The following is a 26,096-nucleotide window of genomic DNA, read 5'->3' as shown; positions in this document are numbered from 1 at the left end:
CTCGCTTCGTGTCACGTCCGGTCTCGGGCGGTCACCCCGCCTTCTCCAACCCGCAGGGCCCCACTCTGTGGTACTCCGAGCCGGCCGGTGATGACGGGGACGAAGCCCTGCCCATTGGCAACGGGCAACTGGGTGCCATGGTCTTCGGCGGCGTGGTCTCCGAACGCCTCCGGCTCAGCGAGAAGACCATGCGGTGGGGCCAGCCGAGTGCGACCCTTGGCGACCTCTTCGTGCACGTCCACGACGCCGGGATCGTGGTCGATGACTATCGCCGCGACCTCGACCTCGGCTCAGCGATCGCGCGGGTCGAGTACGTGCTCGATGGGGTGCGCTACCGCCGTGAGCATCTGGCGAGTCACCCGGCCCGGGTGATCGTCAGCCGGTTCCAGGCCAGCCAGCCAAGCAAGCTTTCCTTGACGGTTGAGTTCCGCCCGTCGCAGAAGGGCGTCAGCGTCGACGTTCACGATGGACGCATCACCGCGCGCGGAGCGTCGCCCACCAGCGGCTTGCGGTACGAGACACAAGTCCTGGTGGTCGCCGAGGACGGCGCCCTCCACGACGGCGAGGACAGCGTGACCGTGTGGGAGGCGCGCGCGGTCACCGTCCTCGTCAGCGCCGCCACCGACTACGTGCCCGGTTACCCGACGTACCGCGGCAAGGACCCTCACCGCCGAGTGACCCGCCGGATCAACACGGCAGCCGCGCAGCCCTACCCAACGCTGCGAGCCGTGCACGTCGCCGACCACCGCCGTCTGTTCGACCGAGTTGCTCTCGATGTCGGGCAACCGGCGGTCACCGACGTTCCCACCGACCAGGCGCTCGCGACGTACGACGGCGTCGGACCTCGCGCCCGCGCGGTCGAGGCGTTGTACTTCCACTACGGCCGCTACCTCGCGATCGCGTCCTCGCGGGAAGGCACGCCGGCTGTCACGCCGGCGTGTGGTCCGCACGGGTCGCGGGCCACGAGCGGCACGCTCGACCTGGTCGACTGGCCGGTGCACGCCACCAACCTCACCGAGACCGCGCTCCCCCTGTTCGACACCGTCGACGGGCTCGGGTTGGTCCACCGTGCCGGTGACGTCAACCGCACACCTGGGTGGCACCCACATGGCTCTCCGTGGGAATGCGCGAGGCGTGGTCACCGCCGTTTCCTCGAGACAGCGGCATGGCTGTGCCAGCACGTGTGGGAGCACTACGAGTTCAGCGCTGATCAGGACTTCCTTCGGACCGAGGCCTACCCGGTCCTGGCGACAGTGGCGGCGATCTGGTTGGACATCCTCGCCGACGGCCCGTCCGACGAGCCCTCGAGGACCGTCCCCGCTCACGCCCAGGTGTGGATGTCGCGGTGGGGCGTGTGGGACGTGCTGCGTCACACCCTCATCGCCAACGAGGTTCTCGACGAGGATCCGGAGTTCCGCAAGCGGCTCGTCGACACGTTGGATCGGTTCGACCCGGCCACCCGCGTCGGCGCGACGTCGCGCGCGGCGACGGTCGACCCGGTGGACACCCAACGGTCCCTCCGCCACCCAGACCCCCTCCTCCACCTCGGGACCGTGCCCTCGGCTGAGGTAGTCCTGGCCGCGCCCGAACCGGACGAACCGGTCACGCCCATCCCACGACCACGCGTCCCCGACGACGTGGATCCGACCAAGGCGTGGCACATCGACCGGTGGGCCCGACTCGGCCACGGTGACCACGCGCACCGGCTGGTGCGAGACCTGCTGCGCGAGCTCACCCCGCCGAACCTGATGGGTGGCCTGTCCCCCTTCCACGCCGAAGGCACAGTGCGGGTGACGGCCGCGATGACGCACATGCTGCTCCAGAGCCAGTGGAGCCCAGACGAGACCGTCGTCCATCTCCTGCCCGCACTGCCCACGGCGTGGAGGCACGGACGGGTCAGCGGGTTGCGCGCACGAGGCGGTCTCACCGTCGACGTCGCGTGGCGAGACTCCCGCCCGGTCCACATCGAGCTCGCGACTCGCCAAGCCGTCACGCTGCGGTTGCGAGCACAGGCGTTCGCCACGCTCTCCTACGACGTGATGGACCTGGCGACCGGTCGAGTCGCGCCGCACAGTCGCGAGGGCGACGAGGTGAGGCTACGCGCCGACGGGGGTCAGGTCCTGCGGCTCACCCCAACAGACGGTGGAGGTCGGTGAGTCGAGGGCGGTCGCCTACCGACCAGGGAAGCGCACGAGGTCACGGATACGCACCGGCAAGCCAGTCGCGAACGACTGGTTCGCGGCGGCGCCGACGAGCATCGCGTAAGCGCCGTCGAGGTGGGTAGCGGCACGGCCAAGCGGATCGGGTTCACGCTTGCCACCGAACAGGTCGTTCAACAGGCGGCGGTCGCCGCCACCGTGGCCACCCGCCCCTTCCTCCACCTCGATCCGACGTGGAACCTCCCACAAGGGACGAAGCGTGAGCCGAGTCCGGTCGATCGGCTCGGTGATCGGCTGCCCGGGTTGGTTCGGGTCCTGCGCGGCACCGCTGACGTAGGAGCGCTCCTCGACCTCCAGCTCCAACCGTCCCTTGGTGCCGTTGAACATGACCCGGTATCCCTCCCACGGCGAGTACGCCGTGAGGTGGTAGGTCATCGTCGCGCCGCTCTCGTAGCGGACCAGGACCGCCATGTCGTCCTCGATGCTGATGCCGTCGCTGAAGACGTTGCGGTCGCGGATGTAGCCGTCCTCGTGCTCAGCCTCCAGGTACAGCGCGCGCAAGACGGGGTCGGCCGCCATGTTGATCGCCCACGGGTCCTTGTCCACGTCAGGGCTGCCATGGCTGCGGTAGCTGCGGACGACCTCGCCCCGACGTTCGGCGTTGTCGCGTCCGTAGAAGCGCAGATCGCCGAAGCCGAAGACCGTGTCGGGAACAGTCCCGAGCCACCAGTTCACCAAGTCGAAGTGGTGGCTCGCCTTGTGGATCATGAGACCGCCGGAGTTGCGCTTGTCTCGGTGCCAGCGGCGGAAGTAGTCCGCGCCGTGTCGTGTGTCGAGCAACCACTCGAAGTGGACCGAGAGGACCTCCCCGATCGCGCCAGACTGGATGAGCTCCTTCACGGCGGAGTTGCGCGGTGCGTACCGGTAGTTGAAGGAGACGGTGAGCCGCCGCCCGGTCCGTGCCTGGGTGTCCAGGATGCGTTGACACTTCGCGGCGTCCGTCGTCAGCGGCTTCTCCGTGATGACGTCGCGGCCGGCCTCCATCGCGGCGACGATGTAGTGGTCGTGCGTGCGGTCGATCGAGGTCACGATCACCACGTCCACCCGCTGCTCGTCCAGCATCTGGACGAACTTCTCCGGCCGGTACGTCGGCACCGGATCCACTCCGTAGGACTCGGTGAAGACCCGGTTGTAGTAGGCCATGCGGGTCTGGTTGAGGTCGCAGAGCGCGACGAGCTCGCCACGGTCCTTGTAGTCGGTGAGCAACGCCGTGGTGAACATGCGAGAACGCGAACCCAGCCCGACGACGGCGTACCGTACGCGGGCGTCGCGCGCACTCGAACGTTGGTATCCAGGCGACGGCTCACCGGTCATCGCGGCTCCTCTCGCTCCCCTTGCGCTCCCTTTGCACGGTGTCTGCGACTCGTCGCACGGCGTCTGTGACGAGACGCACCCGCGTTCTCGCCGCTGTTTCGCCGCGACACCCTCCCTCTCCGAGGTGGTCATCTGTGTGCGCGGACCAGCGACTCAGCGGCCAGTGGCCATCCCGATTCTCGGGCAAACCTGGCGGAAACGCGCGCGGCAATGGGAGGCCTGACCGGAACTGGCGCGGCCACCACCTGAAAGACCCACCGGAGAGAATTCGGTGCCCCGCTCGCGGCCGCCTCACGGGTTCGCCGCAGGCTTTTCAGGCCCTACACTTTGCGCCGTGAGTCTGCCGCCCGAACCCATTGGCCCCGGCGACATCCGCGCCTCGGACGCCGATCGACACCAGGCCGCCGAGGTGCTGCGCGAGGCCGCGGCAGACGGCCGTCTGACCTTCGACGAGCTTCAGGAGCGCCTCGACGGCGTCTTCGCCGCGAAGACGTACGCGGAGTTGGAGCGCTACACGCGTGATCTCCCCACGCCAGGGGGGAGGCCGTCGGTCAGCCCCGCTCCCAGCAGCGCGTTGATCGGTGGAACCGCGGGGCAGTCGTTCTCCATCGCCATCATGTCCGGCGCCAGCCGACGGGGGCCCTGGGTCGTGCCAGCGGCCTACACGGCCGTCGCCTTCATGGGAGGCGTGCAGCTCGACCTCCGTAACGCGCGCTTCGCGCAACGCGAGGTCACCATCCGTGCGTTCGCCGTGATGGGTGGTGTCGAGATCATCGTGCCCGACGACATCACGGTGATCGTCGACGGTATTGGGATCATGGGCGGCTTCGACGAGTCCGGTCAGCCCACCGACCTCGCCCCTGGTGGCGTGACCGTCCGGGTGACCGGGCTGGCGTTCTGGGGTGGCGTCGAGGTCAAGCGCAAGCCGCGCAAGCCCAGCAAGCGGAACCGGAAGGCCATCGGCTCCTGACCCGGCCTCACTCCCGGTAGCGCTCCAGCCACTGCCGTTCCTCCGGTGAGAGACGTCTCGCACGCCCCGCGCTCGGGTTGTACGCCGCCAAGACGCTCCGGGCAGTGGCATAGCGGGCCTCGTCATCACGGATCTCGTAGTTCACGGTGAACGACGAGTTCCGTATCTCGCTCACCCACAGCTCGACCAGCACGGGCTCGGGGCGGTAGACCAACGGCTGCTCGTAGTCGATCTCATGCCGGACGACGACGAGTTGGCCCTCGAAGCTGGTGAGATTGGCCTCCTTGGCGGCGGCGAAGAAGACCGCGATCCGGGCGTCCTCCAGGTACCGCACGAAGCTGACGTTGTTGATGTGCCCGTAGGCGTCCATGTCCGACCAGCGAAGCGGGCACGGGTAGACGAATCGAGCCACGTGCTGATCCTCTCGCGGCGACCTGGTTGGTAATCCACCGGCTCGGCGCGCCGCGGCAGGCGTCGGTCGACGTTGTCGAACACGCGTCGGGGTGGCCGCTCGCCGCTCGTGCGGTCGGCCACCCCGACGGTGGTCACGATCAGGACGCTGAACCGGTCCGGCACACCGGGTCCTGCCCCTGGGCCGTCCCGTGGACCTACTCCTTCTTGAAGACAGCCTCCACGGTGATGTTGATGGTCACCTCATCACCGATGAGGAACTTCTCCCCGCTGAGGGGAACGTTGCCGTTGACGCCGAAGTCCTTCCGGTTGATCTTCCCGGTGGCCTCGAATCCGGCCCGCGTGGCACCGAAGGCGTCCTGGTCGACCCCGAGGAACTCCGCGGCGAGCTCGATCTGCTTGGTCACGCCCTTCAGGCTGAGGTCGCCGACGAGGATGAAGGAGCTGGGGTCGTCGCCGTTGGGGCGGAGGCCGGTGGAGACGAAGGTCATCTCCGGGTATTTGTCGATCTCGAAGAAGTCGCTCGACCGCAGGTGGTCGTCCCGCTGCTGGTTACCGGTGTCGATCGAGGCCATCTTGACCGTCGCGGTCGCCCGAGACGCCGCCACATCCTCGGCGACCTCCACGGCGCCCTCGAACTCCCGAAACACTCCGCGCACTTTGGACATAAGGTGACGTACGGTGAAACCGATCTCGGAGTGAACGGGGTCGATCGTCCACACGCCCGGAAGAAGGCCTGGAACGGAGGTGATGGTCATCGCGGCGACTCTCCTTGTAGGCGATTGAAACTTCAATCAGTCGCTCATCCTAGTGGCGAGATTGTTGAAGAGTCAACGGTGTCACATAGGCTGGTTCCATGGCGACGGTGCGGTGGCTGACGGCGGAGCAGCAGCGGGTGTGGCGCAACTATCTCGTGGGCACCGCGTGCCTGATGGAGCGCCTGGAGAACGACCTGCGCGGGATAGGTCTGTCTCTGGCGGAGTACGAGATCATGGTGCGGCTGTCAGAGGCGCCGGAGCGGACGCTTCGGATGGCCGAGCTGGCCGCGTCGGTGCACCACTCGCGGAGCCGCCTCACCCACACAGTGTGTCGGATGGAGGCGATGGGGCTCGTGGAGCGGCTGCCGTGCCCGTCGGATCGTCGCGGCGTCTTGGCCAGGCTCACCGACGCGGGGTACGCGAGGCTGGTGGAGGCGGCTCCGATCCACGTCGCCGGCGTCCGGGAGGCGTTCGTCGACCTTGTGAGCCCGGAGGATTTCGCGGCGATCGGCCGTGCCTTCGAGGCGGTTCGTCGCGCCAGCGGGTGCGAGAAGGACTGCGGAGTCCAGGAGCCCGCTGGCGAGTAGGGCGCCCACGAGCGTGCTCGCAGCCCAGCCACGTCGAGGCAGTGCGACGCGCCGAGCGGGCCCCTGTGCCGTATCAGTCGCGGGTGAGCCGGCGGTAGGTGACCCGGTGTGGACGGGCCGCTTCTGGCCCGAGCCGCTGGATCTTGTTCGCCTCGTAGTCGGCGAAGTTGCCCTCGAACCAGAACCACTTCGCCGGGTTCTCCTCGTCGCCCTCCCACGCGAGGATGTGGGTCGCGACCCGGTCGAGGAACCACCGGTCGTGGGACGTCACCACGGCGCAGCCGGGGAACTCGAGAAGCGCGTTCTCCAGCGACTGGAGGGTCTCCACGTCCAGGTCGTTGGTCGGCTCGTCGAGCAAGAGAAGGTTGCCGCCCTGCTTGAGCGTGAGGGCGAGGTTCAGCCGGTTGCGCTCGCCACCCGACAGCACTCCCGCCGGCTTCTGCTGGTCGGGGCCCTTGAAGCCGAACGACGCGACGTAGGCCCGGCTGGGCATCTCGAAGCTCGCCACCCGGATCCAGTCCAGGCCGTCGGAGACGGTCTCCCAGACGGTCTTGTCGGCTGGGATCCTGGCACGCGTCTGGTCAACGTAGGAGATCTTGACCGTCTCTCCCACGTTGATCTCGCCGGAGTCGGGCTTCTCCTCACCGACGATCATCCGGAACAGGGTGGTCTTGCCCACGCCGTTCGGCCCGATGACGCCGACGATGCCGGCCCGAGGCAGGGTGAAGGACAGGTTGTCGATGAGCTTGCGGTCGCCAAAGCTCTTGGTGAGGTTCTTGACCTCGAGGACGACGTTGCCCAACCGAGGACCCGGCGGGATCTGGATCTCCTCGAAGTCGATCTTCTTCGCCCGCTCGGCCTCAGCGGCCAGCTCCTCGTAGCGCTGGAGGCGGGCCTTGCTCTTGGCCTGTCGCGCCTTGGGGTTCGACCGAACCCACTCGAGCTCCTGCTCCAGGATCCGCTTGCGCTTGGCGTCCTTGCGCCCCTCGATCGTCAGCCGCTCACGCTTCGTCTCGAGGTAGGTGGAGTAGTTCCCTGTGTAGGGGTACGCCTTGCCACGGTCGAGCTCGAGGATCCACCCGGCGACGTTGTCGAGGAAGTACCGGTCGTGCGTGACGGCGAGCACCGTGCCCGGGTACGAGGCGAGGTGCTGCTCCAGCCACTGGACGCTCTCCGCGTCCAGGTGGTTGGTCGGCTCGTCGAGCAGGAGCAGGTCGGGCTGCGAGAGCAGCAGCTTGCACAGCGCGACGCGCCGGCGCTCACCCCCGGAGAGTCGGTCGACCACGACGTCGGGCGGCGGACACCGGAGGGCGTCCATCGCCATCTCCAGGCGCGAGTCGAGGTCCCACGCGTCGAGCTGGTCGAGGCGAGTCTGCAGCTCGCCCATCTCCTCGAGCAGCTTGTCGTAGTCGGCGTCTGGGTTGGAGAGCTCGGCCGAGATCTCGTTGAAGCGGTCGAGCATCCGCTTGGTCTCGGCGACACCCTCCTGGACGTTCTCCCAGACGGTCTTGCCCTCGGTCAGCGGTGGCTCCTGCTGGAGCAGGCCGACCGTGGCACCGGGAGCCAGCTTGGCCTCACCGTTGGAGGGCTCCTCCAGGCCGGCCATGATCTTGAGCAAGGTCGACTTGCCGGTGCCGTTCGGCCCGACAACGCCGATCTTCGCCCCAGGAAGGAACGAAAGGGTCACGTTGTCGAGCACGACCTTGTCGCCGTGCGCCTTGCGGACGCCGCGAAGCGTGTAGATGAACTCAGGCACAGGCCTTCACCTTGCAAGCGTGGAGGGGATGGGAGCAGACTGATGGCCATTCTACCGATCGAGATCCGCCCCACCGGGATGGAGCTGCCGGGCGGCCCTCGCAACGCGCCCACGGGGGGTTGGCGGGGGGACGGGCCATGGGGCGAGACCGGGACCGCCCGGCAGCGGCGGGAGGCGCAGGGCTCCTTCCGCACATTCCACGCGGACCGCGTCAGGCGGCCCGCGAGTCGACGTCCACCTCCGGTGCGTCGGTGACGCCGACACCTTCGCCAGTTGCGGCGGGGGCGACGAGTGGCGCCGGCTCCGTCGCGCCGCTCACCCGAGCCCTAGGCGAGCCGTCCGCCGGCGAGCCGGCCGATGAGGAGTCGGTCGGCTGACGTACCTCGACCTCGCCGCCAGCGAGCTGCTCGATCTGCCCATCGGAGATCGCGTCGCCGGGCTCGCGGCGCGTCCGTCGGAAGGCGGAGGTGCCGCGCGACAAGTCGTGACCGATCGCATGGGCGACGACCTCGACTGACGTTCCAGTTCGGCCGTCTTCTCGCTCCCACGGCTCCACTCGGAGGCGGCCGAGGACCACGACCGGGTCGCCCTTGCGCAGGCTCGCGGCGGCGTTCTCGGCGAGAGAGCGCCAGCACACCACGGTGACGAAGGTGGTGCGGCCGTCGGTCCATTCACCTCGGCCTCGGTCATAGCGACGCTCGGTGGACGCCAGCCGAAAGGACGCGAGCGGCGTCCCACGCTCGGACCGCACGAACCGCAGGTCGGTGGCGACGTTGCCGGTGATGCTGATCATCGTCTCGTTCATGGGCGACCCTCCGTGAGCTCTTCGCCACCACCGTGCCCGCCCCGCCAGGACCCCAGCTACGACGTACGGCGCAGATGTGGACAATGCGATCAATACGTCCGGCTGTGGACGAACGCGCAGGAGACGTCGTCCACAGGAGCGGATCGACCTCCGCGAGCGTGACAGGCGCTCCACTAGGCTTCTCGGTGGTGGTCTCCCGACCGCCCCGGCGCCCGTAGCTCAGCTGGATAGAGCACCGGACTTCTAATCCGATGGTCGCAGGTTCGAATCCTGCCGGGCGCGCCAGCAAAACCGCAGGTCAGGGCCACTTTCGCCCTTGGACCGCCAGCTTGCCTTCCGGTGCGAGCAGCAACGCGAGCAGCAACGGCGCTCGCGCTGCTGCTCGCGGTTAGGACGCGCGCGTCGTCGGTGCCCTGCCACAGCACGCCGGCTATACGCTCGGCTGCTTCGCGGGACACCTCCGGGGGCTACGTGGCTGTAGGCGTTCATGGCCGACGCGACGGCTTGTGGCTTCCGGGATCTGCTCGGGGGTGGTGGCGCAGGTCGCGCAGGATCGTGGCGCCGGTGTCGTCGCGTGGTGGACGACGACGATCGCCTAGGACACCAGACTCGCCAGGTCGACCACTGCACGAGTAACCGCCTGGGCGAACACGTGGGTCCGTGGCCAGAGGTTGGCGGCCTCGGCGCGGAGCTGGTCCAGCCGGTCCCGGTCGACGTCGCCGAGCCGTTCCAGAGCTTCCTCCAGGTCACGTATTTCGAGGGTGGCGTCAAGAGCCTCCTGTGCGGTGAGCCACGCCGACCGGATCTCGACAAAGGGGCGCCCTTCGGTGAGGGCCAGCAGCTGCTCTCTCGTCGGTAGCGGCGGGAGGAGCGGCATGACAGGCGACCGTGCCCGGTAGGCATTGTCCGCGTCACGCAAGTCGTCGATCGTCACTGGCTGCCCGTCAACGGTTCGGGTGAGCGCGGTCATTGCGACGTTGCAGTATCGGGCGACCATCTCCTCGTAGTGGTGCGCGAGCCACGCGACGTGGATGTCAGCTGAGCCGCTGATCCGAAGCCGACCGTCCCACAGCGGGCTGCCGAAGCCTTCGGGGTACTTGGTGTGGTCGTCCTCGCGCACCTGGTCAGCGTGGACGCGGGCCACGTCCTTGGCGAGACGGAGCTCGGTCGCGGCGGTGTCGAAGTCACGTAGGTAGGCGGCTGCGCGCATAGAGAGGGCAACGGTCATGGTCGGCTCCTGCGGGGTTGGTGTGTGTTGGTGGCTTGGCACGTCAGGACGGAGGTCTCCGCACCGCCGACCGGGCACACAGGCCCGGCCTCGCCCTCACCGCTTCGCCGATGCATGAGGGGCGATGGGACCGTGGACGGTCTCCCATACCTCCTGGAAGAACCAATACAACCGCGCGATCACGATGTCGTCGCGCAGAACGACACACCGCCAGCACTCCATGATCTGCTCGAAGATGTGCCTGTCATGCGGGGTGCCTGTTGTCATTCCAGGATGCCTCGCGTACTCGCCATCAGGCCACTTCTCCTCAGGCTCCATCTCCGTGAGCCTCCATCTCCGTGAGCAGGTGGCGAACGTGCTTGCCGGCCGCGACCTCTACGGTGAACTCGTCACCGATTCGGGTGATCCTGCCGAGCTCCTCCTCGGCATTGACCTCGTTGTTCGGCCAGGTGCGCGTGAGGGGAAACCCGTCGCAACAAGTCGTTGCACCGATGCCAGACACGAGAGGGAGCTCCCGGAAGCTGAGGTCGGCTGTGAACCGGCCCGGTAACGGTCTCGGATCCGGTCTGGGCGTTGCGCCCCACGAGTGTCCCGTTGTCGCGCGGCTGGACCGCTCGGTGTCGGGTAGATGCATCACGGCTGCGATCCCTGCTCCGCGCATGGCTCTCTATGGCGGAAGGCGAGATCCTCGCGACTCTTGGCAACGAGGTCGGTTGCCGCCAGGCAATCGATGCGGCTGAGCGTCTCCTGCCAAGGGACGCTGCGGACCCTGACATGCCGTTCCTCGTGCTCGGTGACGTCCACCTTGCTCGGTGGCGTAGCCACTGCCTCGCCCGACTGGGTGCCAGTGAGGCTGTCGACGACCCCACGGCCGCGCTGAGGCCGATGGGCAAGAACTTCGCCCGAGCCGAAGCGGGACTCCGTTGCGATCTAGCGCCAGCGCACCTCGTATGTGGCGAGCGAGAGGAGGCATGTCGCCAAGCCAGAGAGACGGCGTCCTCGCCACGTCGACCCGATCTTCACGCCAGCAACGCCGGATCGCCCAGCTACTCGCCGTGTGACACCGCAGCTACATGCCCCATCGCAAGCACGTGAAGCAGCGCGACCAACGTGCCTGAGTTCGCGATCTCCCCACGCTTGATCAACCGGGGAACCTCTTCCAGCGGAACCCACTCCATGCGTTGCATCTCGGTCTTCTCGACCGGCTCCCCGACGCATTCCCCTCGCCGCGCAAGGAAGACGTAGTGCGGACAGTCGAGCATCCCGATCCGGGGCTGGAACGTCACCAGATGCTCAACAGAGTGCGCCCGGTAACCGGTCTCCTCCTCGATCTCTCGCACAGCAGTCTGTGCAGGCTCCTCACCTTCCTCAACGATCCCGCCGGGCAACTCCCAGTTCCATATGTCAGATACGAACCGGTGACGCCACATCAGCAGGACACGATCCTGTTCGTCGAGCACAACCGACATCGCAGCCGCCGGCATTCTGACCACGTGGTGATCGAAGCGCTGCCCATCCGGCAGCTCGACGTCCACCAGCGAGAGCCGCACCCACTCGCTCTCGTAGATCGACCGCTCACCGTGGACGATCCACCGCGTTGCATCGGACTGCTTCTCGTGGTAGGTCACGTGTCTGACGCTATCCCAGGCAGGCGACACGATCAGTCGCACTGCGGTCGGCTTCGTTTGCGGGACAAGGGCAGGCGAGCTACCAGGGACCGGGCTGGCGCTTTCTTTTCTGACGACTATCTCGCGTGGCGAGGACTTCTGTCTCCGATCTCCGAAGCGACGATGCGGAAGGAGTTTCCCCGCGTCGTCACCACTCTCGACCTCGACGAGTTCCGAACACGGCGACAAAAAAGCTGTCGCAACGTCCCCTCTCGAGAGCCGCATGGGGGAAGGAACCGCGCGACGGGGCTAACCCGGTGTCGGCACGAATGCGCTCGGTTTCCTTGCGCGGATGTGTGTTCCGCTCGTCCAGGTCCCGACGGCCTCATGGTGGGGATGGGACCAGTCACCGCACCACCAGGACTGCGAGACATGGCTCGGGAATCCGCCCAGCGCGGACGTCGGCCGGACGGCACTCCTGGAGCCGTACTCGGCGGCGTTCGGACCAGCGACGGAGGAAGACCTCGCCTACTTCACCGGTGTGGGACATTGGCGCGAGGCCATCGACTCGTGCGCGGATTCGCCGACATGGCTGGAGGGCCCGCGAGGCGAGCGCCTGATGGATCTCAAGGGGTTGGAAAGGCAGCACGCGGCGACCGACGTTTGTCGACTGGTCCCTCGCTACGACAACATCATCCCCGCGTTCAAGGACAAGGCGAGATTCGGGGTCGATGGGGTCAGCCGGCCACCTGGTTCCTCAGCACACGGCGGGACGTCCACTGCACGGTCTCGCGCGCCACGAAGGCGAAGACCAGGATCGTCGTCATGATCACGGCGGCGAGCACGACGACCGCCATCTGGTAGCCGGTGTGGTCGACCAGCCAGCCCAAGCTGATCGGGCCGACGATGCCGGCGAGGTCACCGAAGGTGCGGTACATGCCCACGGCGGGCCCGCGCCCGTTGCTCGGCGCGACGTCCGCAACGTACGCGGCCGGGGTCGGCCCGGAGAAACCGGCGGCGACCCCCGTGACGACGGTGACCGCGATGAACCACGCCGCGTGTGTGGAGACGAGGTAGAGGGGCAGGAACGTCGCGATGACGAGCATGCCCGGCACGATCACCCGCTTCCGCCCCACACGGTCGCTCAACGCACCGGCCAGCGACAGCATGACCAGGTTGCACGCGGTCACGATCCCGAGGACGAGTCCGAGCTCGCTGACGCTGAGCCCCACGACCGTGTAGGCGATGAGCGGGATCAGCGACTGCACGCCGCCGAACCGGTGCAGGAACACGGAGAACCCGACGGCGCAGATGGCGAGGTAGCTCCGGTCGGCGAGCAAGCGTCGGAGACTCCCCCGTCGCTCGCCGTCCGACTCCGTTCGGTACCTCGACACGCCTTGACGGGAAGAGGGCTCCGACACCCCTTGAGGTGCACGCAGCAGCGTGCGCCCCCCGAAGGCCAAGACCAGCCCCGCCAACGTTCCACACACGAGGAACGGCATGCGGTAGTCCCACAGCATGGCGACCAAGCCGCCCAAGGGAGGTCCGATCGCTCCTCCCACGAGCTGCACACCTTGGAGAAGCGCCATGGCACGGCCGCGGTTCGTCGTGTGCGTGAGGTCCGCGATGAGCGTCATGCCGCTCGTGATGGCCGCGCCACCGGCGAGTCCGGTGGCGAGCCGCAAGGCGAGCAGCGCCTCCAGCGAAGGCGCGAACGCCGTCGCGGCCTGGAAGGCCACCACGCCGACCACCGCGACGACCAAGAGCTTCCTCGCATCGACCCGGGTGCTGAGGACCCCCGCGGGGAGGTTCATGAGCAGTCGCCCGACGCCGAACATCGCGATGACGAGACCGAGTTCGGTCGCGGTCGCGCCGAAGGTGGCGGTGTAGGCAGGCAGGACGGGCACGACGACGGACCACGCGGCTTGGGTCGTGGCGACGGTCAAGCAGACGACGAGCAGAACGGGGTCGACGTCCCGTATCCGATCCCGCCACCCCCCGGATGCCGATCCGGCTCCTCGACCCTTCACCGTCGCCACAGTGCCCGTACCCTCCATCCCACGTATCCCGCACCGATCGCACCGGCGACGCTCATCGCCGCAACGGCGGGCCCGACCCCGGTGACGGTCGTGAGAGCCGCCAACGCCGTCGAGCCGACCGGCATGGCTCCTCGGTTGACCACCCAGACGCTCGAGACGCGCCCGCGGTACGCGTCCTCAGTGTCACTGAGAACGAGCGACTGGGTGAGCGTCCGGTTGTTCGCCTGGAGCAGGCCCGCGGCGAAGAGCGCGACCCCGGCCACGACCAGGTCGGTCGAGAGCGCGAAGACGGTGATGGCGACTCCGAATCCCACGGCGCTCGTGACGATGCGGCGGCCCGGCCGCGGCACCGGAGGACGCGCGGCGAGCACGATGACCGACAGCAGGGAGCCCGCACCCAACGCCGCCATGAGCAGGCCCGCCCGGGTGGCGTCAAGGCCGAGTCGCAGCACGGCGATCGCGGGGACCACACCCCGGAACGGCTGCACCAGCAGCATGGTGGAGACCGAGATGAGCAGGAGTCCGGGGAGCAGCTCGTGGTGTCGCAGGTACCGGATGCCGTCGACCGCGCTGTCGCGCAGCCGACCCTGTGGCTTGCCCTTGCGCGCCGGGAGGTTGATCCGGCGGATGAGCAACCCTGCCACCGCGAACATCGCGGCCTGCACCAGGTAGCTGCCGGCGACGCCGACGAGACCCACGCTGACGCCTCCGATGATCGGGCCGATCGCCTGTCCGATGTTCAACGTCGCGGTGTTGAGGACGACAGCGCTCTGCAGGTCCCGCTCGGGAACGAGGGAGGGCAACGCTGACTGCCGCGCCGGGGCGTTCAGGGCCATCCCGAAGCCGATGAGCACAGCCGTGAGGTAGACGTGCCACAGGGACACCAGTCCGGTGAACGTCAGCACGGCGATCGCGAGGTTCCCCACCACGTTCATCGTCTGGCTCGCCAGCAGCAGCCGGAGCCGGCTCACCCGGTCGGCGAGGATTCCGGCGAGCAGACCCAGGACGAGCAAGGGTGCGCTCCGAACCGCGTTCACTAGGGCGAGGTGCGCGCTCGAGTTGACGAGCTCGAGAACGAGGAACCCACGGGTGATGGTGTCCATCCACTGGGCGGACGTTCGCAGGACCTCGCCCGTCCAGAGCAGGCGAAAGTCACGATGACGAAGCGTTCGCAGTGGGTTCCGGAACTCCCCCAGCAGACTCATGAGCGGGCGTTGTCCGCGCGGTGGCAGGCCGCCAGCCAACCCGTGCCGACGCTTCGAAGCCGCGGCCGCTCCACGGCACACTCCTCCACGACACGAGGGCAGCGCGTCCGGAACGCGCACCCGGACGGCGGCGCGGACGGATCCGGGACGTCGCCCTCCAGCACGACGCTCGCACGCGCCCGCTCGACCGCGGGGTCGGGCACCGGCACCGCGTCAAGAAGGGCACGCGTGTAGGGGTGCCGCGGATGGTCGAACACCTCGTCGGTCGGGCCGTATTCGACGATACGGCCGAGATACATCACCGCCACCTCGTCGCACAGGTACCGCACGGTCGACAGGTCGTGGGAGATGAACAGCATCGTGAGCGACAGCTCGCGTTGCAGGTCACGCAGCAGGTTCACCACCTGCGCTCGCACGGACACGTCGAGCGCGGAGGTCGGCTCGTCCGCGACGAGCACGCTGGGTCGGAGGGCGAGCGCCCTGGCGATGCCGACCCGCTGGCGTTGCCCTCCTGACAGCGCGCCGGGTCGCCTCCGACCGATGTCGTCGTCGAGCCCCACTCGGCGCAGCAGCTCGCTCACCCTGGAGGCGATCTCCCGCCGCGGAACACCGCTCACCCGAAGCGGCTCGGCGACCGACTGCGCCGCCGTCATGCGGGGGTCGAGCGACGCGTGAGGATCCTGGAACACCATCTGGATTCGACGCCGGACGGCGCGGGAGACTCGGCCGTTCAACCGGTGCAAGGGCTGGCCGTCGAGCACGATCCGGCCGCTCGTGGGCTCGTCCAGCCCGACGATGAGCCGCCCCGTCGTGGTCTTGCCGCAACCAGACTCCCCGACAAGGCCCAGGCAGCGCCCGCGGTCCAGACGCAGCGACACACCGTCGACCGCGCGGACCGTGCGCTTCACGCCGTTCACCCGTACCACGAAGTGCTTGACGAGGTCGTCCGCCTCGAGGACAGGCCTGGTGCCGACCATCAGCTCGCTCTCCCCTCGGCACTCGGGGATGGCGGGCTCACGCCGTCGTTGGGCGCGGTGACGTGACACGCGGCGAGATGCTGGAAACCGTGGTCCGCGAGCGCCGGGGTTGCGACGCGGCAGATGTCGACCGCGTCGGGACAGCGTGGATGGAAGGGACAGCCGCTCGGTCGGGCGCGCAGTCCCGGCGGGGCGCCGTCGATCTGCTTGAGGGACGCCCGTCGGTCTGTCGTCGGAACGCTCGCCAGCAGCGCCCTGGTGTAGGGATGGCGTGGTGTCGCGAACACGTCACCGACCGGGCCTTCCTCGACCACTCTCCCGGCGTACATCACGGCCACCCGGTGAGCGAACCGGGCGACGACCCCGAGGTCGTGCGTGACCAGCAGGCACACCAGCCCGAGGTCGTCACAAAGCTCGGTGAGCAGGCGGATGATCTGCGCCTGAATCGTCACGTCGAGCGCGGTCGTCGGCTCGTCCGCGAGCAGCACCCGTGGACGGCACGCCAGCGCGATCGCGATCATGACCCGCTGCCGCATGCCCCCGGACAGCTCGTGTGGATAGGCACGCAGGCACCGTGCGGGATCCGGAATCCCGACTCGCCCGAGCAGGGCGGCGGCTTGCTCTCTCGCGTCCTTCGCGGACAGACCGAGGTGTCGTCGCATGGGTGCCGTGATCTGGCGTTCGACGCGGAGCACCGGGTTGAGTGACGACATCGGGTCCTGGAAGATCATCGCCACGTCCTTGCCGCGTATGCCGTCCAGCCGACGATCGTCCAACGTCAGCACGTCATGACCCGCGACGTGCAGCTCGCGCGCCTCGAGCCGCGCCATGCCCGGGAGGAGGCGCAGCAGCGAGAGGATGGTGACGGTCTTGCCGCTGCCCGACTCGCCGACCAAGGCCATCCGCTCCCCGGGCTGGAGGGTGAGGTCCACACCGCTCACGACGGGGTACGTCCCGTCCTCGAGGGCGAAGGAGACGCGAAGGTCACGAACCCGCAGGCCCGGCGCGACGCTCGTGCCGGCCTTCGAACGTGCGTGGGGCACGGTGGTGGCATGACCCACCTCCCCTGCGAGTGGCGCGGTCGTCATCGGTTCCTCCGAAGAAGCGTTCAGGTGACCAAGCGGGTCAGTCGGCGAGGCTGAGGCGTTCCCGTAGACCGTCGGCGAGCAGGTGCAGCGAGATCGACACCAAGACGATGGCGACACCGGGGAAGGTCGAGATCCACCAGCCTTCCCGCAGGTAGGGGCGCCCATCGGCGATGAGGTTGCCCCACGACGGCGTCGGCGGCACGATGCCGAGGCCGAGGAAGCTCAGCGCGGACTCCACCACGATGGCGGTGGCCGCGTACATGCTGGCGACGACAACCATCGGCGCCACGGTGTTCGGGACGACGTGTCGCACGAGCAGCCACCAGGTGTGAGCCGCCGCCATCCTGGCCGCGTCCATGAACGGCCGGCTCTTGAGACTCAACACCATCGACCGCTGCATGCGCACCGCGCGGGGCAGATCCGCGACGGTGATCGCGAGGATCACCTGCCACACGCCCGCCCCGAAGATGGCCACGAGGGCGACGGCCAGCAGCAGGGACGGGAACGACAAGAAGACGTTCGTGACCGCCATGAGGATGGCGTCGACCTTGCGGCCCAAGAATCCGGCGAGTGTTCCGATCACCATGCCACCCGCGACGGCGAGGATCGCCGCGGTGAGTCCGACCAGGAGGGAGACCCGAGCGCCCGCCAACGTGCGTGCCAGGACGTCCCGGCCGATCCGGTCGGTTCCTAACGGATGCGACAGCGACGGCGGCTGCAGGGCCTCGGCAGGGTTCGGCGCGGTCGGGCTCGGCAACGGGAGCAACGGGGAGCAGAGCCCGAGGATGATCACCGGAAGCAGGATCGCGAGACCGAGCACCAGCGTCACGTGGGCGAACGCTGGCCTCCTCCGTCGGCTCAGGAAGCCGGTCAGCAGACCGGGCCTCGTCGCCGTGTCAGCGTGCGTTGTCACGACCCGCAACCTCCCTCTCTAGTAGCGCACCCGCGGGTCGATCCAGCGATAGGTCAGGTCGGTAGCCAGGTTGAGGAGGACGAAGAGCAACGCGTAGACGAACACCACGCCTTGGACGATGGGATAGTCCCGACCGTTGATGGCGTTCACCAAGAGCGTCCCGAGGCCTGGCAGCGCGAAGATCGACTCGAGGATCACAGTGCCGCCGAGGAGGCGACCGAACGACAGCCCCATGGCGGTCACGACGGGCAGGAGCCCGTTGCGGACCGCTTGCCGGAAGAGGGTCGAGAGGCCCGACTCGCCGAGCGACCGTGCGGTCCGGATGTAGTCCTCGTCGAGCACCTCCCGCACGGAGGTGCGGGTGATCCGCGACAGGCTGGCGACTTGGTCGATGCCCAAGATGAGGACCGCCGGGAGAAGCCGCACCGCCAGAGCAGCTGGGTCGTCCCACACGATCGGGCCGGTCGCGGGGAACCACCCCAGGTGCAGCACGAACACCAGCATGAAGATCAAGCCCAGCCAGAACGACGGCATCTGGTCGACGACCATCACGCACCAGGTCATCGCCTGGTCGAGCAGCTTGCGACCGCGCCATCCCTGGTAGGCGGCCAGCGCGCCGAGGGGAATCGCGATGACGGTTCCGAGCACCATCCCGCTCACGGCGAGGACGATGGTGACCGGCAGCGCGCTGGCGACGAGCGTGCTCACCGGCAGGTTGGTGAGCAACGACGTTCCGAAGTCCAGTCGGCAGACGCCGAGCACGTAGTCGACCAGCTGCATCGTGATGGGCTGGTCAAGCCCGAGTCGTTCGCGCACGGCCGCGAGATTCTCGGCGCTCAGGTTGTCGCCCGCGATGAACTCCGCCGGGTCACCTGGGATCAGTCGGATGATCAGGAAGGTGAGGAGGGTGATGCCCGCGACCGTGGGCACGACCTCAGCCAGCCTACGAACCGCGTACGCCGTCACGACTCCTCCACGAGGTAGACGTCATGGAGGTTGACCTGCGCCAGCGGGTTGATCGCGATGCCACGGACGTTGGGCGCCGCCGGCCAGATCTGGTGGGCCGCCGAGGTCGGAAGGTACGGAAGGTCGGTCATCGCGATCCGCTGCACCTCGGCGTAGAGCCGCTTGCGCTCGTCCGGGTCCGTGGTCGCGCGGGCCCGCCGTAGCTTCTGGTAGAGCTCGGGGTTGTCGTACCGCGAGCCGTTCATGCCTTTGGGCGCGATGTTCTCCGGCGCCAGGTAGCTGAAGAGGATCGTGTCGGGGTTGATGGCCGGAAGCAGCCGCCCCGCGACCTCGAAGTCCCCGGCGTTCCGACGCTCGTTGTTGACTGCCGTGTCGACCAGCTCGAACTCGACCTTGATGCCCACCTCGGCAAGGTAGGACTGCTCGAGCTGGTCCTCCTGGGTCACGCCGTCGGAGGTGCGCCCGAGCTGCGTGACCGTGAACCCGTTCGGGTATCCGGCCTCGGCCAGGAGCTTGCGCGCCTTCTCGGGGTTGTACTCGTAGCGCGGCACGTCGTCGGTGTGGACGTCCATCCAGGGCGGGAGGATGTTGGACGCCGGCGACGAGGACAACGGCGAGACGGTCTCACGGATCGTCTTCCAGTCGACGGCGTGGGCCCAGGCCCGACGCACCCGTGGGTCGGCCAACGGCTTCACGTCCGGGTTGAACATCTTCACGCTGATCCCGTACGCCTCGCGGAAGTACATGCGGTAACCCTCGTTGGCGAGCTCCGCGATCCGCTCGTCTCCGCGCTGACGCATGACGACGTCGACCTCGCCGTTCTGCAAGGCGATGGCCGCGGTCTCGTCGTCCTTGATGATCGAGTACTCGATCCGCTGCAACGGGGCGGGGCCGCGGAAGTAGTCGTCGAAGCGGATCAAGGTAAACGAGTGTCCCGGCTTGTAGTTGGCGAACATGAACGGCCCGGTGCCGATCGGGTTGAAGGCGTAGTCGTCGCCGAACTCCTCGATCGCCTTGCGGGAGACGATCTGACCCTGGTGGTAGTTGGCCACCTTGTGCAGGAAGTTGCCGTCCGGCTCGGCGAGCTCGATGACGACGGTGTAGTCGTCCGGTGTCTCGATCGAGGTGATGTCGGCGAACTCACTGGCGTACGGCGAACCGGTCGCCGGGTCCATGATCCGCTCGTAGCTGTAGCGGACGTCGGTGGAGGTGAGCTTGCCGTAGCCGCGATGGAAGGTCACATCGTCACGCAGGTAGAACGTCCACCTCTTGTTGTCCTCCGTCTCCCAGCGCTCGGCGACATCGGGGATGATCTCGCCCGTCACGCCGTCGTAGGTCACCAGGCCGCTATAGATGTTGAAGGCGATGTTCTCGCTCTCGACGCGGAAGATGGTCGCGGGATCGAATCCACTCGGCTCGTCGTAGAACCGGACCCTGAGGACCCCGTCCTTCACGACGTTCTCGGCTCGCTCGGCCGGTGGATCCGCCGTGGTGATCCACTCGATCGCGGGGGCGGCGGACGGCCTGTCGCTGCCCTCCGCCGCCGCACCGGGTGATGACCCGCTCGCCGCGCAGGCGGGGAGCAGCATGCCGAGCATGGCCACACATGCGAGCACAAGCCTGCCCGCACGACGAGAAGATGTGGTCATCGACGTCCTCTCCAGTTCGATGCCAGGTCCAGGTCGACGTCGGGTCTCGATCGATGTCAGGTCGAAGCGCCGACGAGCTGCTCGGCGGAGGAGCTGGTCGCGGAGGAAAGGGAGTCGAGATAGGCCGCCACGTCAGGGATCGAGATGACGTCGGCGTACTTCTGGTTCATGTCGAAGAGGTTGATGTAGTGCGACGCCTGTGTGCGGTCGAAGCAGCATTCGGCGACCACGCCCATCCGGTAGCGGAGCGTCGCGCCGTCGACGACGGTCGCGCGGACACAGCCGGAGGTCGTCTCGCCGCAGCAGATCAACGTATCGATGCCGTGGTACTGCAGGTAGAACGCCAACGGTGTTCCCCAGAAGGCGCTCGGCGCGGTCTTCTGGATGACGAGGTCTCCCGGCTCGGGCGCGATCTCGGCAACGATCTCGTTCGCCTTCGCCCGCATCTCGGGAGGCAGGTGCGCGAGCCGGTCTCCTCCCGAGCGCCGTGCCCAGGGAGCTGGGAACCCACCGTCCATCCCCTTGACGTAGATCACGGGCACACCCGCGCTCCGCGCCACGGCGAGCAGCTCGACCGTGCGGTCGATCGCCGCCCATCCCTCGAGTCCACAGCTCATGGGCCAGGTTTCGACCGACGTCAGGAGCGGCTCACGCGCCAGACCGAGAGCACCGTAGTAGGCGTCGATGACGAGGATCGCGGGCTTGGCGCCGAACCCGAACGGCTCGGTCTTCTTCCACACCTTCTCGAGGTGAGCCTTGTCCTGCTCGGTCAGGAAGTCGTTCCAGGACAGGGAAGCATTCATGAGAGGACTCCTTCGTGTGGCGTCAGCGTGGGGCAGGCGACCCGTGGGCCGGACTCAGGCGGCGGTGCTCCGCTTGGCGGCGGCGTACTTGTCCATCCAGGCGAGGACGTCCGCGAGCGGCAGCACGTCGGCGTACTTCTGGTTCATGTCGAAGAGGTTGATCGCGTGGCAGGCCTCGTGCCGGTCGTACACGCATTCCTCGACCACGACCACACGGAAGCGGTAGGAGCGCGCGTCGACCACGCTCGCGCGGACACAACCCGACGTCGACTCGCCGCACACGATGAGCGTGTCGGCGCCGATGGCGTTGAGGTGCGCCATCAGGGGCGTGCCGAAGAAGGCGCTCGGGGCCGTCTTGCGGAGCACCGCCTCACCGGGCAGCGGCGCCGCCTGCTCCACGATGTCGAAGCGACGCGCCTCACGGTCGAGCGCTGCCGCGTCCTTCGGCCCGGGAACGCCACGGCCTCGGCCCCAGGACGCCACCCCTGACTCGGCCGGCGACAAGCCCGTGATGTGCACGATGGGGATGCCGACCTCGCGGGCACGGGCGAACAGCTTCTCGATCTGCGCGAGGGCTTTCCAGCCGGCGAGCCCGGTGCTGCTCGGCCAGGTCTTGATGGACTCCAAGAGGGGTTGTGGTTCGTCGCCGACGACCGCCCGGTAGTTGTCGATGGAGAGCACGACGGGCGACTCGCCGAAGCCGAACGGTGGACGCTCGCCGCTGGCGGCGAGATGCGCCTTGTCCTGCTCGGTCAGGTACGCGTCCCAGATTCTCGTCATGGTGAGGACACCTTTCCCTGAGATCGTTCGGCCGCGAGATCGAGCGGCTGGCGGGCGGCCTGGTAGACGAAGCGATCACCCCGCATGGTCGCGGAGCCGAACGCCAGCAGCTCGTCGTCGCTGACCAGGAAGTGGCGGTTCATCCGAAGCAGCGGGCTCCCCTCGGCGCACCGCAGATACGCCGCGGCACGGGCGTCGGCCGCGACCGCCTCGACCGTGACGTCGACGGAGGTGAGCGGGACCACGGAGGAGGCGGCGAGCCAGTCACGCATGTCGAGCCCACGGAACTCCTGGGTGAGCAGGTCTGGAGCGAGGTCTCCTCGGACGACGTAGGCGCCCAGCGAGAACGGCTCACCGTCCAGGCGGGTCAGCCGCTCGACCACGTGCATCGGCGTCCCGGGCGCGACCCCGAAGTCGTCGGCCGTCAAGGGATCCATCGCCCACGTGGAGGCGGACAGAACCTCACGCGTGACGGTCAGGTGACGTGCCGCGACCGTCGCCGCGAAACCGCGGACGCGACGTGGCCTGTGCACCAGTCGCCTGCCGGAGGCGAAGGTGCCATGGCCTCGTTTGCGCGTGAGCGTTCCCTCGTTTCGCAAGATCTCGAGCGCGGCTCGAAGCCGGGTCCGGCTGACACCGAGCTCCCTGATCAACACGAACTCGCTCGGCAGCCGGCCCTCCTCGCCGTAGTGGCCGGCACGGATCCGTTCCCGGAGCAGCTCACAAAGCCCATAGACCCCCTGCGACAGGCGGTCTGTCCGCAGTGACCCGCTCGTGAGGGTGTCCGGCAGCGCATGCATGCAGGTAAGGCTGTGGGCAGACGTTTGCCACCGCTATGCGCGTTTGTGAAACCGTGGTTGCGCGGCTTCACTTCCTCGTCGAGAGGCGCGCTGACCAGCGACGATGCCCTTCCTCACCCCTCGCTACGCGGGGCGTGACGGACTCGGAGGCACGGCTTCCGCGTACCTCCCGGAACGGTGAGACGTGCACGTGGGTCAAGGCAAGGTTGCCGCCAGGCGTCGCTTCAGCCACGCGGATGGTCCGGCAGCCCCGAGGGAACACTAGGTACGACCGTCCTCCGCTGTCGGGACGTGTCCGGTCTGGGGCCGCCCGCTGGGCTCGCCAGGATGCCTAGGTCTGGAGAGGAAGATCACCGCATGAGCTCACTCGCACTCGTCACCGGTGCCACGTCCGGGATCGGGCGTGCCTTCGCTGACCGCCTGGCCTCCGACGGATACGACCTCATCGCGGTTGGACGGGATACGGCCCGGCTGGACGACCTGGTCGCCGCCCACTCACACGTCGCCGTCCGCCCACTCGCCGCCGACCTGTCAACACCCGAGGGCATCGCGACGGTCGCGGCCGTGGCCTCGGAGGAGCCCGTCGACATGCTCATCAACAATGCCGGCGTCGCGCACTACATGCCCTTGGCCGATCTTCCCCCGCACAAAGCCAGCGAGGTGATCAACGTCAAGATCCTCGCGGCTACCCAGCTCGCGCGGGCGGTGCTGGGCGGAATGCTGCAACGACGTTCCGGCACGATCATCAACGTCAGCGGCATGATCGCGTTCAGCGGCCCTGCGCCGTCGTCCGTCATGCCCCGACGGGCCGTCTACGGCGGCGCGCTCGCCTACCTGCTCGCCTTCTCCCAGCTTCTTCGAGCCGAGCTGGAAGGCACCGGCATCCGCGTCCAGGCCCTCCTGCCCGGCGTCGTCGCGACCGAGTTCCACACCCGCCAGGGCATGGACCTCAGCGCCGTCCCACGCATGTCACCCGACGACGTGGTCACCGCCAGCCTCCGCGGGCTCGAGCTCGGCGAGACGGTCACCGCGCCCGGCGTGGAGGACACCTCCCTCCTCGATGCGGTGTTCGCCGCCGATCTCGCCGCGTTCGGCGGGCAGAGCCCTGAGCTGGCCAGCCGCTACCGGCGATGAGCACGCGGACGACTGCACCCCTCTCAGCTGGCGGGCAACAGGGCGATCCGTCGAGCGAGAACCTCGAAGGTTCTGCGGCTCGTCGACAGCGCGGCCGAAGACGTGGATCAGCGGCTGCCCGAGCTCCGGCGACGGCTCGCCGATGCCATTCCCACTGCCATTCCCACAGGGCACCGGCGACAAGGCGAAGCTCACCCCGAAGCCATCGCAACCAGCACCGCGCTCAGGTCTGCCCGCACGATCCGATACACGCCAAGCAGGTCGTCCGCCACGTCGAAGGCGTCGATCCGCGCACCCTCGTCGAGTGTCAGGGCGCGCCTCGGGACACCCCTCCGTTCCGCCTCGTTGGCGCGTGCCTACCGAAGTGGCCACGGCTTCACGCGCCGTAGACGGCGACCTGCTCACGATGGCGCGTGGGTCGCTCGATCTGGTCGAGGGCCGCGACCGCGAGGTCGGCGTACGACAGCGGCCGCTGCCACTTCGTCGTGTCGGCATGGTCGTCGCCGAGCTCGTACCGGCCGGTACGGGGCGCGTGAGCTTGATGGAGGTCATCGACGCCGCCCGCGCGTGGCGCAAAGCGCACCTGGACGACGTTCTGGCGTCGCGGCGTCGGCACGAGCTCACGGACGACAGCGCCGCGCTCGGGACGGACCAGTGACCCGCACGAGAGGCCCGGTGAGGAGGGCAACGGCCAACTCGGGCTCGTGGCCACAGGCGGCGGAGCCGTCCAAGCCGGCCTCAGCCATCGGCACGGGACGATCGATCACGTCTGGTTCCCGACAAGCTGCGGGCTTGGATGCCATGAGCTGAGCTGGTGGCACACCTCATGGACTTTCCGCTCAGGGGGATGGGCGCCCGGCCTGCGGAAATGCCGGGCGCCCATCGCGTCAGCGCAGCGTGCGGAAGAACGCCCGAACGTCCGCGACCAGAAGGTCGGGTGCCTCCATGGCGGCGAAGTGGCCGCCACGGTCGTACTCCTTCCAGTGGACGACGTTGTTCTCCCGTTCCGCGATCGCTCGGATCGTCGTATCGCCGGGGAACAGCGCGCACCCGGTCGGCACGCCAGAGCTTCGCAGCTCAGCGCCCCACTGCTGCGACTCCTTGTAGATTCGGGTCGAGGACGCGAACGTCTCGGTGAACCAGTAGATCGAGACGTTGGTGAGGAACGCGTCCTTGTCGACCGCGTCCTCGGGCAGCTCCTTGGCCGGGTTGCTGAAGTTGTGGAAGATGTCGGCCAGCCAGCACAGCAGCCCGGCCGGCGAGTCGTGCATGCCGACGGCGAGTGACTGCGGGCGAGTCGACTGGATCGCGGCGTAGCCACCGATCGCGTCGAAGTTCTGCAGCTCAGCGAACCGCTTCTGGTCGGCCTCGTCGAACGTGCTGGGATCGGCTCCCCACGCGGCGCCCATCGTCAGGAGTCCGTTGACATGGACGCCGACGACGTGCTCGGTGTCGATGCGGCCGAGCTGTGGCCCGACGATCGAGCCCAGGTCGCCACCCTGCGTGCCGTACCGGTCGTAGCCGAGCTTCGCCATCAACGCGGCGAACACCTCGGCGTACCGGTCACTGTTCGCGTCGCCGACTCGGCGCGTCGGTCCAGAGAACGCGAATCCCGGCGGCGATGGGATCACGAGGTGGAACGCGTCCCGCGGGTCGCCGCCGTACGAGCGGGGATCGCTGAGCGGGCCGATCACGTCGAGGAACTCGACGAAGGTGCCGGGCCAACCGTGGATCAGCAGCAACGGCAGCGCGTCCGGCTCCGGCGAGCGAACGTGCAGGAAGTGGACGTTGACACCATCGATCTCGGTGACGAACTGGTCGTAGCCGTTGAGCCGCTTCTCCTGCGCACGCCAGTCGTACGTCGTCCGCCAGTACTCGGCGAGCTGTTTGAGGTAGCTGACCGGAACGCCGTAGTCCCAACCGACGTCCGGCAGCTCGTCCGGCCAGCGGGTGTCGGCCAAGCGGGCCTTGAGGTCGTCCAGCTGGGTGTCAGGAATGTCGATGTGGAAGGGACGGATGTCCTCGTGGGTGATCGTCATGGCGTGAGGCTATGGTCGACTTAGGACAAGAACAGTCCTAGGCGACCA

24 protein-coding genes, 1 tRNA gene and 1 pseudogene are annotated in these 26,096 nt (G+C 68.0%); 6 read left to right on the top strand and 20 right to left on the bottom strand.

The annotated features are described in order from the left end of the window. The first annotated feature begins 8 nt into the window (after positions 1-8). Complete coding sequence (locus DFJ64_RS15875) at positions 9-2,156, top strand: glycoside hydrolase family 95 protein (RefSeq protein ID WP_245941168.1); 2,148 nt, start codon at positions 9-11, stop codon at positions 2,154-2,156. A gap of 15 nt (positions 2,157-2,171) precedes the next feature. On the opposite strand, the gene DFJ64_RS15870 is transcribed toward DFJ64_RS15875, so the two are convergent. Then, positions 2,172-3,533, bottom strand: coding sequence for a Gfo/Idh/MocA family oxidoreductase (locus tag DFJ64_RS15870; protein WP_115851154.1), 1,362 nt, complete (start codon positions 3,531-3,533; stop codon positions 2,172-2,174). Between the two features lie 334 nt (positions 3,534-3,867). On the opposite strand from DFJ64_RS15870, the gene DFJ64_RS15865 reads away from it, so the two are divergent. Continuing rightward, complete coding sequence (locus DFJ64_RS15865) at positions 3,868-4,503, top strand: DUF1707 SHOCT-like domain-containing protein (protein WP_115851153.1); 636 nt, start codon at positions 3,868-3,870, stop codon at positions 4,501-4,503. Positions 4,504-4,510: 7 nt separating this feature from the next. On the opposite strand, the gene DFJ64_RS15860 is transcribed toward DFJ64_RS15865, so the two are convergent. Then, positions 4,511-4,915, bottom strand: a complete 405-nt coding sequence (locus DFJ64_RS15860) for an acyl-CoA thioesterase (protein ID WP_211310634.1) — start codon at positions 4,913-4,915, stop codon at positions 4,511-4,513. A gap of 196 nt (positions 4,916-5,111) precedes the next feature. Continuing rightward, positions 5,112-5,672: a YceI family protein gene (locus DFJ64_RS15855; RefSeq protein ID WP_115851152.1), complete on the bottom strand. Its 561-nt coding sequence runs from the start codon at positions 5,670-5,672 to the stop codon at positions 5,112-5,114. Positions 5,673-5,770: 98 nt separating this feature from the next. Between DFJ64_RS15855 and DFJ64_RS15850 the strand changes: the two genes are divergently transcribed. Next, positions 5,771-6,259: a MarR family winged helix-turn-helix transcriptional regulator gene (locus DFJ64_RS15850; RefSeq protein WP_115851151.1), complete on the top strand. Its 489-nt coding sequence runs from the start codon at positions 5,771-5,773 to the stop codon at positions 6,257-6,259. A gap of 73 nt (positions 6,260-6,332) precedes the next feature. On the opposite strand, the gene ettA is transcribed toward DFJ64_RS15850, so the two are convergent. After that, complete coding sequence (gene ettA / locus DFJ64_RS15845) at positions 6,333-8,015, bottom strand: energy-dependent translational throttle protein EttA (RefSeq protein ID WP_115851150.1); 1,683 nt, start codon at positions 8,013-8,015, stop codon at positions 6,333-6,335. Between the two features lie 211 nt (positions 8,016-8,226). Further along, positions 8,227-8,820 carry a single-stranded DNA-binding protein gene (locus DFJ64_RS15840; protein ID WP_115851149.1) on the bottom strand — a complete coding sequence of 198 codons (594 nt, stop codon included), beginning with the start codon at positions 8,818-8,820 and terminating at the stop codon, positions 8,227-8,229. Positions 8,821-9,028: 208 nt separating this feature from the next. On the opposite strand from DFJ64_RS15840, the gene DFJ64_RS15835 reads away from it, so the two are divergent. Further along, positions 9,029-9,105: transfer RNA gene (locus DFJ64_RS15835), tRNA-Arg, on the top strand. A gap of 310 nt (positions 9,106-9,415) precedes the next feature. Here the strand turns inward: DFJ64_RS15835 and DFJ64_RS15830 are convergent. The 3 genes from DFJ64_RS15830 to DFJ64_RS19740 form a co-directional block, all read right to left on the bottom strand. Further along, positions 9,416-10,048, bottom strand: coding sequence for a hypothetical protein (locus DFJ64_RS15830; RefSeq protein ID WP_147304735.1), 633 nt, complete (start codon positions 10,046-10,048; stop codon positions 9,416-9,418). Between the two features lie 96 nt (positions 10,049-10,144). After that, on the bottom strand, positions 10,145-10,315 hold the full coding sequence (locus tag DFJ64_RS19530) for a hypothetical protein (protein ID WP_170152635.1): 171 nt from the start codon (positions 10,313-10,315) through the stop codon (positions 10,145-10,147). A gap of 779 nt (positions 10,316-11,094) precedes the next feature. Next, a complete protein-coding gene (locus tag DFJ64_RS19740) occupies positions 11,095-11,676 on the bottom strand; it encodes an NUDIX hydrolase (protein WP_245941167.1) in 582 nt (193 codons plus the stop codon). A gap of 313 nt (positions 11,677-11,989) precedes the next feature. Between DFJ64_RS19740 and DFJ64_RS20260 the strand changes: the two are divergent. Beyond that, positions 11,990-12,484, top strand: a pseudogene (locus DFJ64_RS20260) (DNA glycosylase AlkZ-like family protein); the annotation flags it as partial. Here the strand turns inward: DFJ64_RS20260 and DFJ64_RS15800 are convergent. The 10 genes from DFJ64_RS15800 to DFJ64_RS15755 are packed head-to-tail and all read right to left on the bottom strand — an operon-like array spanning position 12,393 to position 22,875. Further along, positions 12,393-13,685 (bottom strand): MFS transporter, encoded by a 1,293-nt coding sequence (locus tag DFJ64_RS15800; protein WP_170152634.1) that lies wholly within the window; start codon positions 13,683-13,685, stop codon positions 12,393-12,395. The pseudogene DFJ64_RS20260 and the gene DFJ64_RS15800 overlap by 92 nt on opposite strands. Then, entirely contained in the window at positions 13,682-14,899 is a 1,218-nt protein-coding gene (locus DFJ64_RS15795; RefSeq protein ID WP_147304734.1) for an MFS transporter, read from the bottom strand. The genes DFJ64_RS15800 and DFJ64_RS15795 overlap by 4 nt, the downstream gene beginning before the upstream one ends. After that, entirely contained in the window at positions 14,896-15,876 is a 981-nt protein-coding gene (locus DFJ64_RS15790; RefSeq protein WP_115851140.1) for an ABC transporter ATP-binding protein, read from the bottom strand. The genes DFJ64_RS15795 and DFJ64_RS15790 overlap by 4 nt, the downstream gene beginning before the upstream one ends. Then, positions 15,876-16,964, bottom strand: coding sequence for an ABC transporter ATP-binding protein (locus DFJ64_RS15785; protein WP_115851139.1), 1,089 nt, complete (start codon positions 16,962-16,964; stop codon positions 15,876-15,878). The genes DFJ64_RS15790 and DFJ64_RS15785 overlap by 1 nt, the downstream gene beginning before the upstream one ends. A 37-nt stretch (positions 16,965-17,001) precedes the next feature. Continuing rightward, positions 17,002-17,877: an ABC transporter permease gene (locus DFJ64_RS15780; protein WP_147304733.1), complete on the bottom strand. Its 876-nt coding sequence runs from the start codon at positions 17,875-17,877 to the stop codon at positions 17,002-17,004. Positions 17,878-17,895: 18 nt separating this feature from the next. Beyond that, complete coding sequence (locus DFJ64_RS15775) at positions 17,896-18,843, bottom strand: ABC transporter permease (RefSeq protein WP_115851137.1); 948 nt, start codon at positions 18,841-18,843, stop codon at positions 17,896-17,898. Next, positions 18,840-20,492, bottom strand: a complete 1,653-nt coding sequence (locus tag DFJ64_RS15770; protein WP_115851136.1) for an ABC transporter substrate-binding protein — start codon at positions 20,490-20,492, stop codon at positions 18,840-18,842. Before DFJ64_RS15770 ends, DFJ64_RS15775 begins: the two co-directional genes overlap by 4 nt. A 56-nt stretch (positions 20,493-20,548) precedes the next feature. Continuing rightward, positions 20,549-21,295, bottom strand: a complete 747-nt coding sequence (locus DFJ64_RS15765) for an isochorismatase family protein (protein WP_115851135.1) — start codon at positions 21,293-21,295, stop codon at positions 20,549-20,551. 54 nt (positions 21,296-21,349) lie between these two features. After that, positions 21,350-22,075, bottom strand: a complete 726-nt coding sequence (locus DFJ64_RS15760; RefSeq protein WP_115851134.1) for an isochorismatase family protein — start codon at positions 22,073-22,075, stop codon at positions 21,350-21,352. Continuing rightward, complete coding sequence (locus tag DFJ64_RS15755) at positions 22,072-22,875, bottom strand: GntR family transcriptional regulator (protein ID WP_115851133.1); 804 nt, start codon at positions 22,873-22,875, stop codon at positions 22,072-22,074. The genes DFJ64_RS15760 and DFJ64_RS15755 overlap by 4 nt, the downstream gene beginning before the upstream one ends. A gap of 357 nt (positions 22,876-23,232) precedes the next feature. Here DFJ64_RS15755 and DFJ64_RS15750 point away from each other — a divergent pair, with 357 nt between their 5' ends. Then, positions 23,233-24,009, top strand: a complete 777-nt coding sequence (locus DFJ64_RS15750) for an SDR family NAD(P)-dependent oxidoreductase (protein ID WP_115851132.1) — start codon at positions 23,233-23,235, stop codon at positions 24,007-24,009. Positions 24,010-24,385: 376 nt separating this feature from the next. On the opposite strand, the gene DFJ64_RS19735 is transcribed toward DFJ64_RS15750, so the two are convergent. Together DFJ64_RS19735 and DFJ64_RS15740 are read right to left on the bottom strand one after the other, a co-directional pair. Beyond that, complete coding sequence (locus DFJ64_RS19735) at positions 24,386-24,625, bottom strand: NAD(P)-dependent oxidoreductase (RefSeq protein WP_211310633.1); 240 nt, start codon at positions 24,623-24,625, stop codon at positions 24,386-24,388. 271 nt (positions 24,626-24,896) lie between these two features. Then, entirely contained in the window at positions 24,897-26,048 is a 1,152-nt protein-coding gene (locus DFJ64_RS15740; RefSeq protein ID WP_115851131.1) for an epoxide hydrolase family protein, read from the bottom strand. Positions 26,049-26,096 lie beyond the last annotated feature (48 nt).

The sequence above is a fragment of the Thermasporomyces composti genome (assembly GCF_003386795.1).
GTDB classification, from domain to species: Bacteria; Actinomycetota; Actinomycetes; order Propionibacteriales; family Actinopolymorphaceae; genus Thermasporomyces; species Thermasporomyces composti.
The sequence above is the reverse complement of the archived record's forward strand: the minus strand, read 5'-3'. Positions and strand labels throughout refer to the sequence as shown.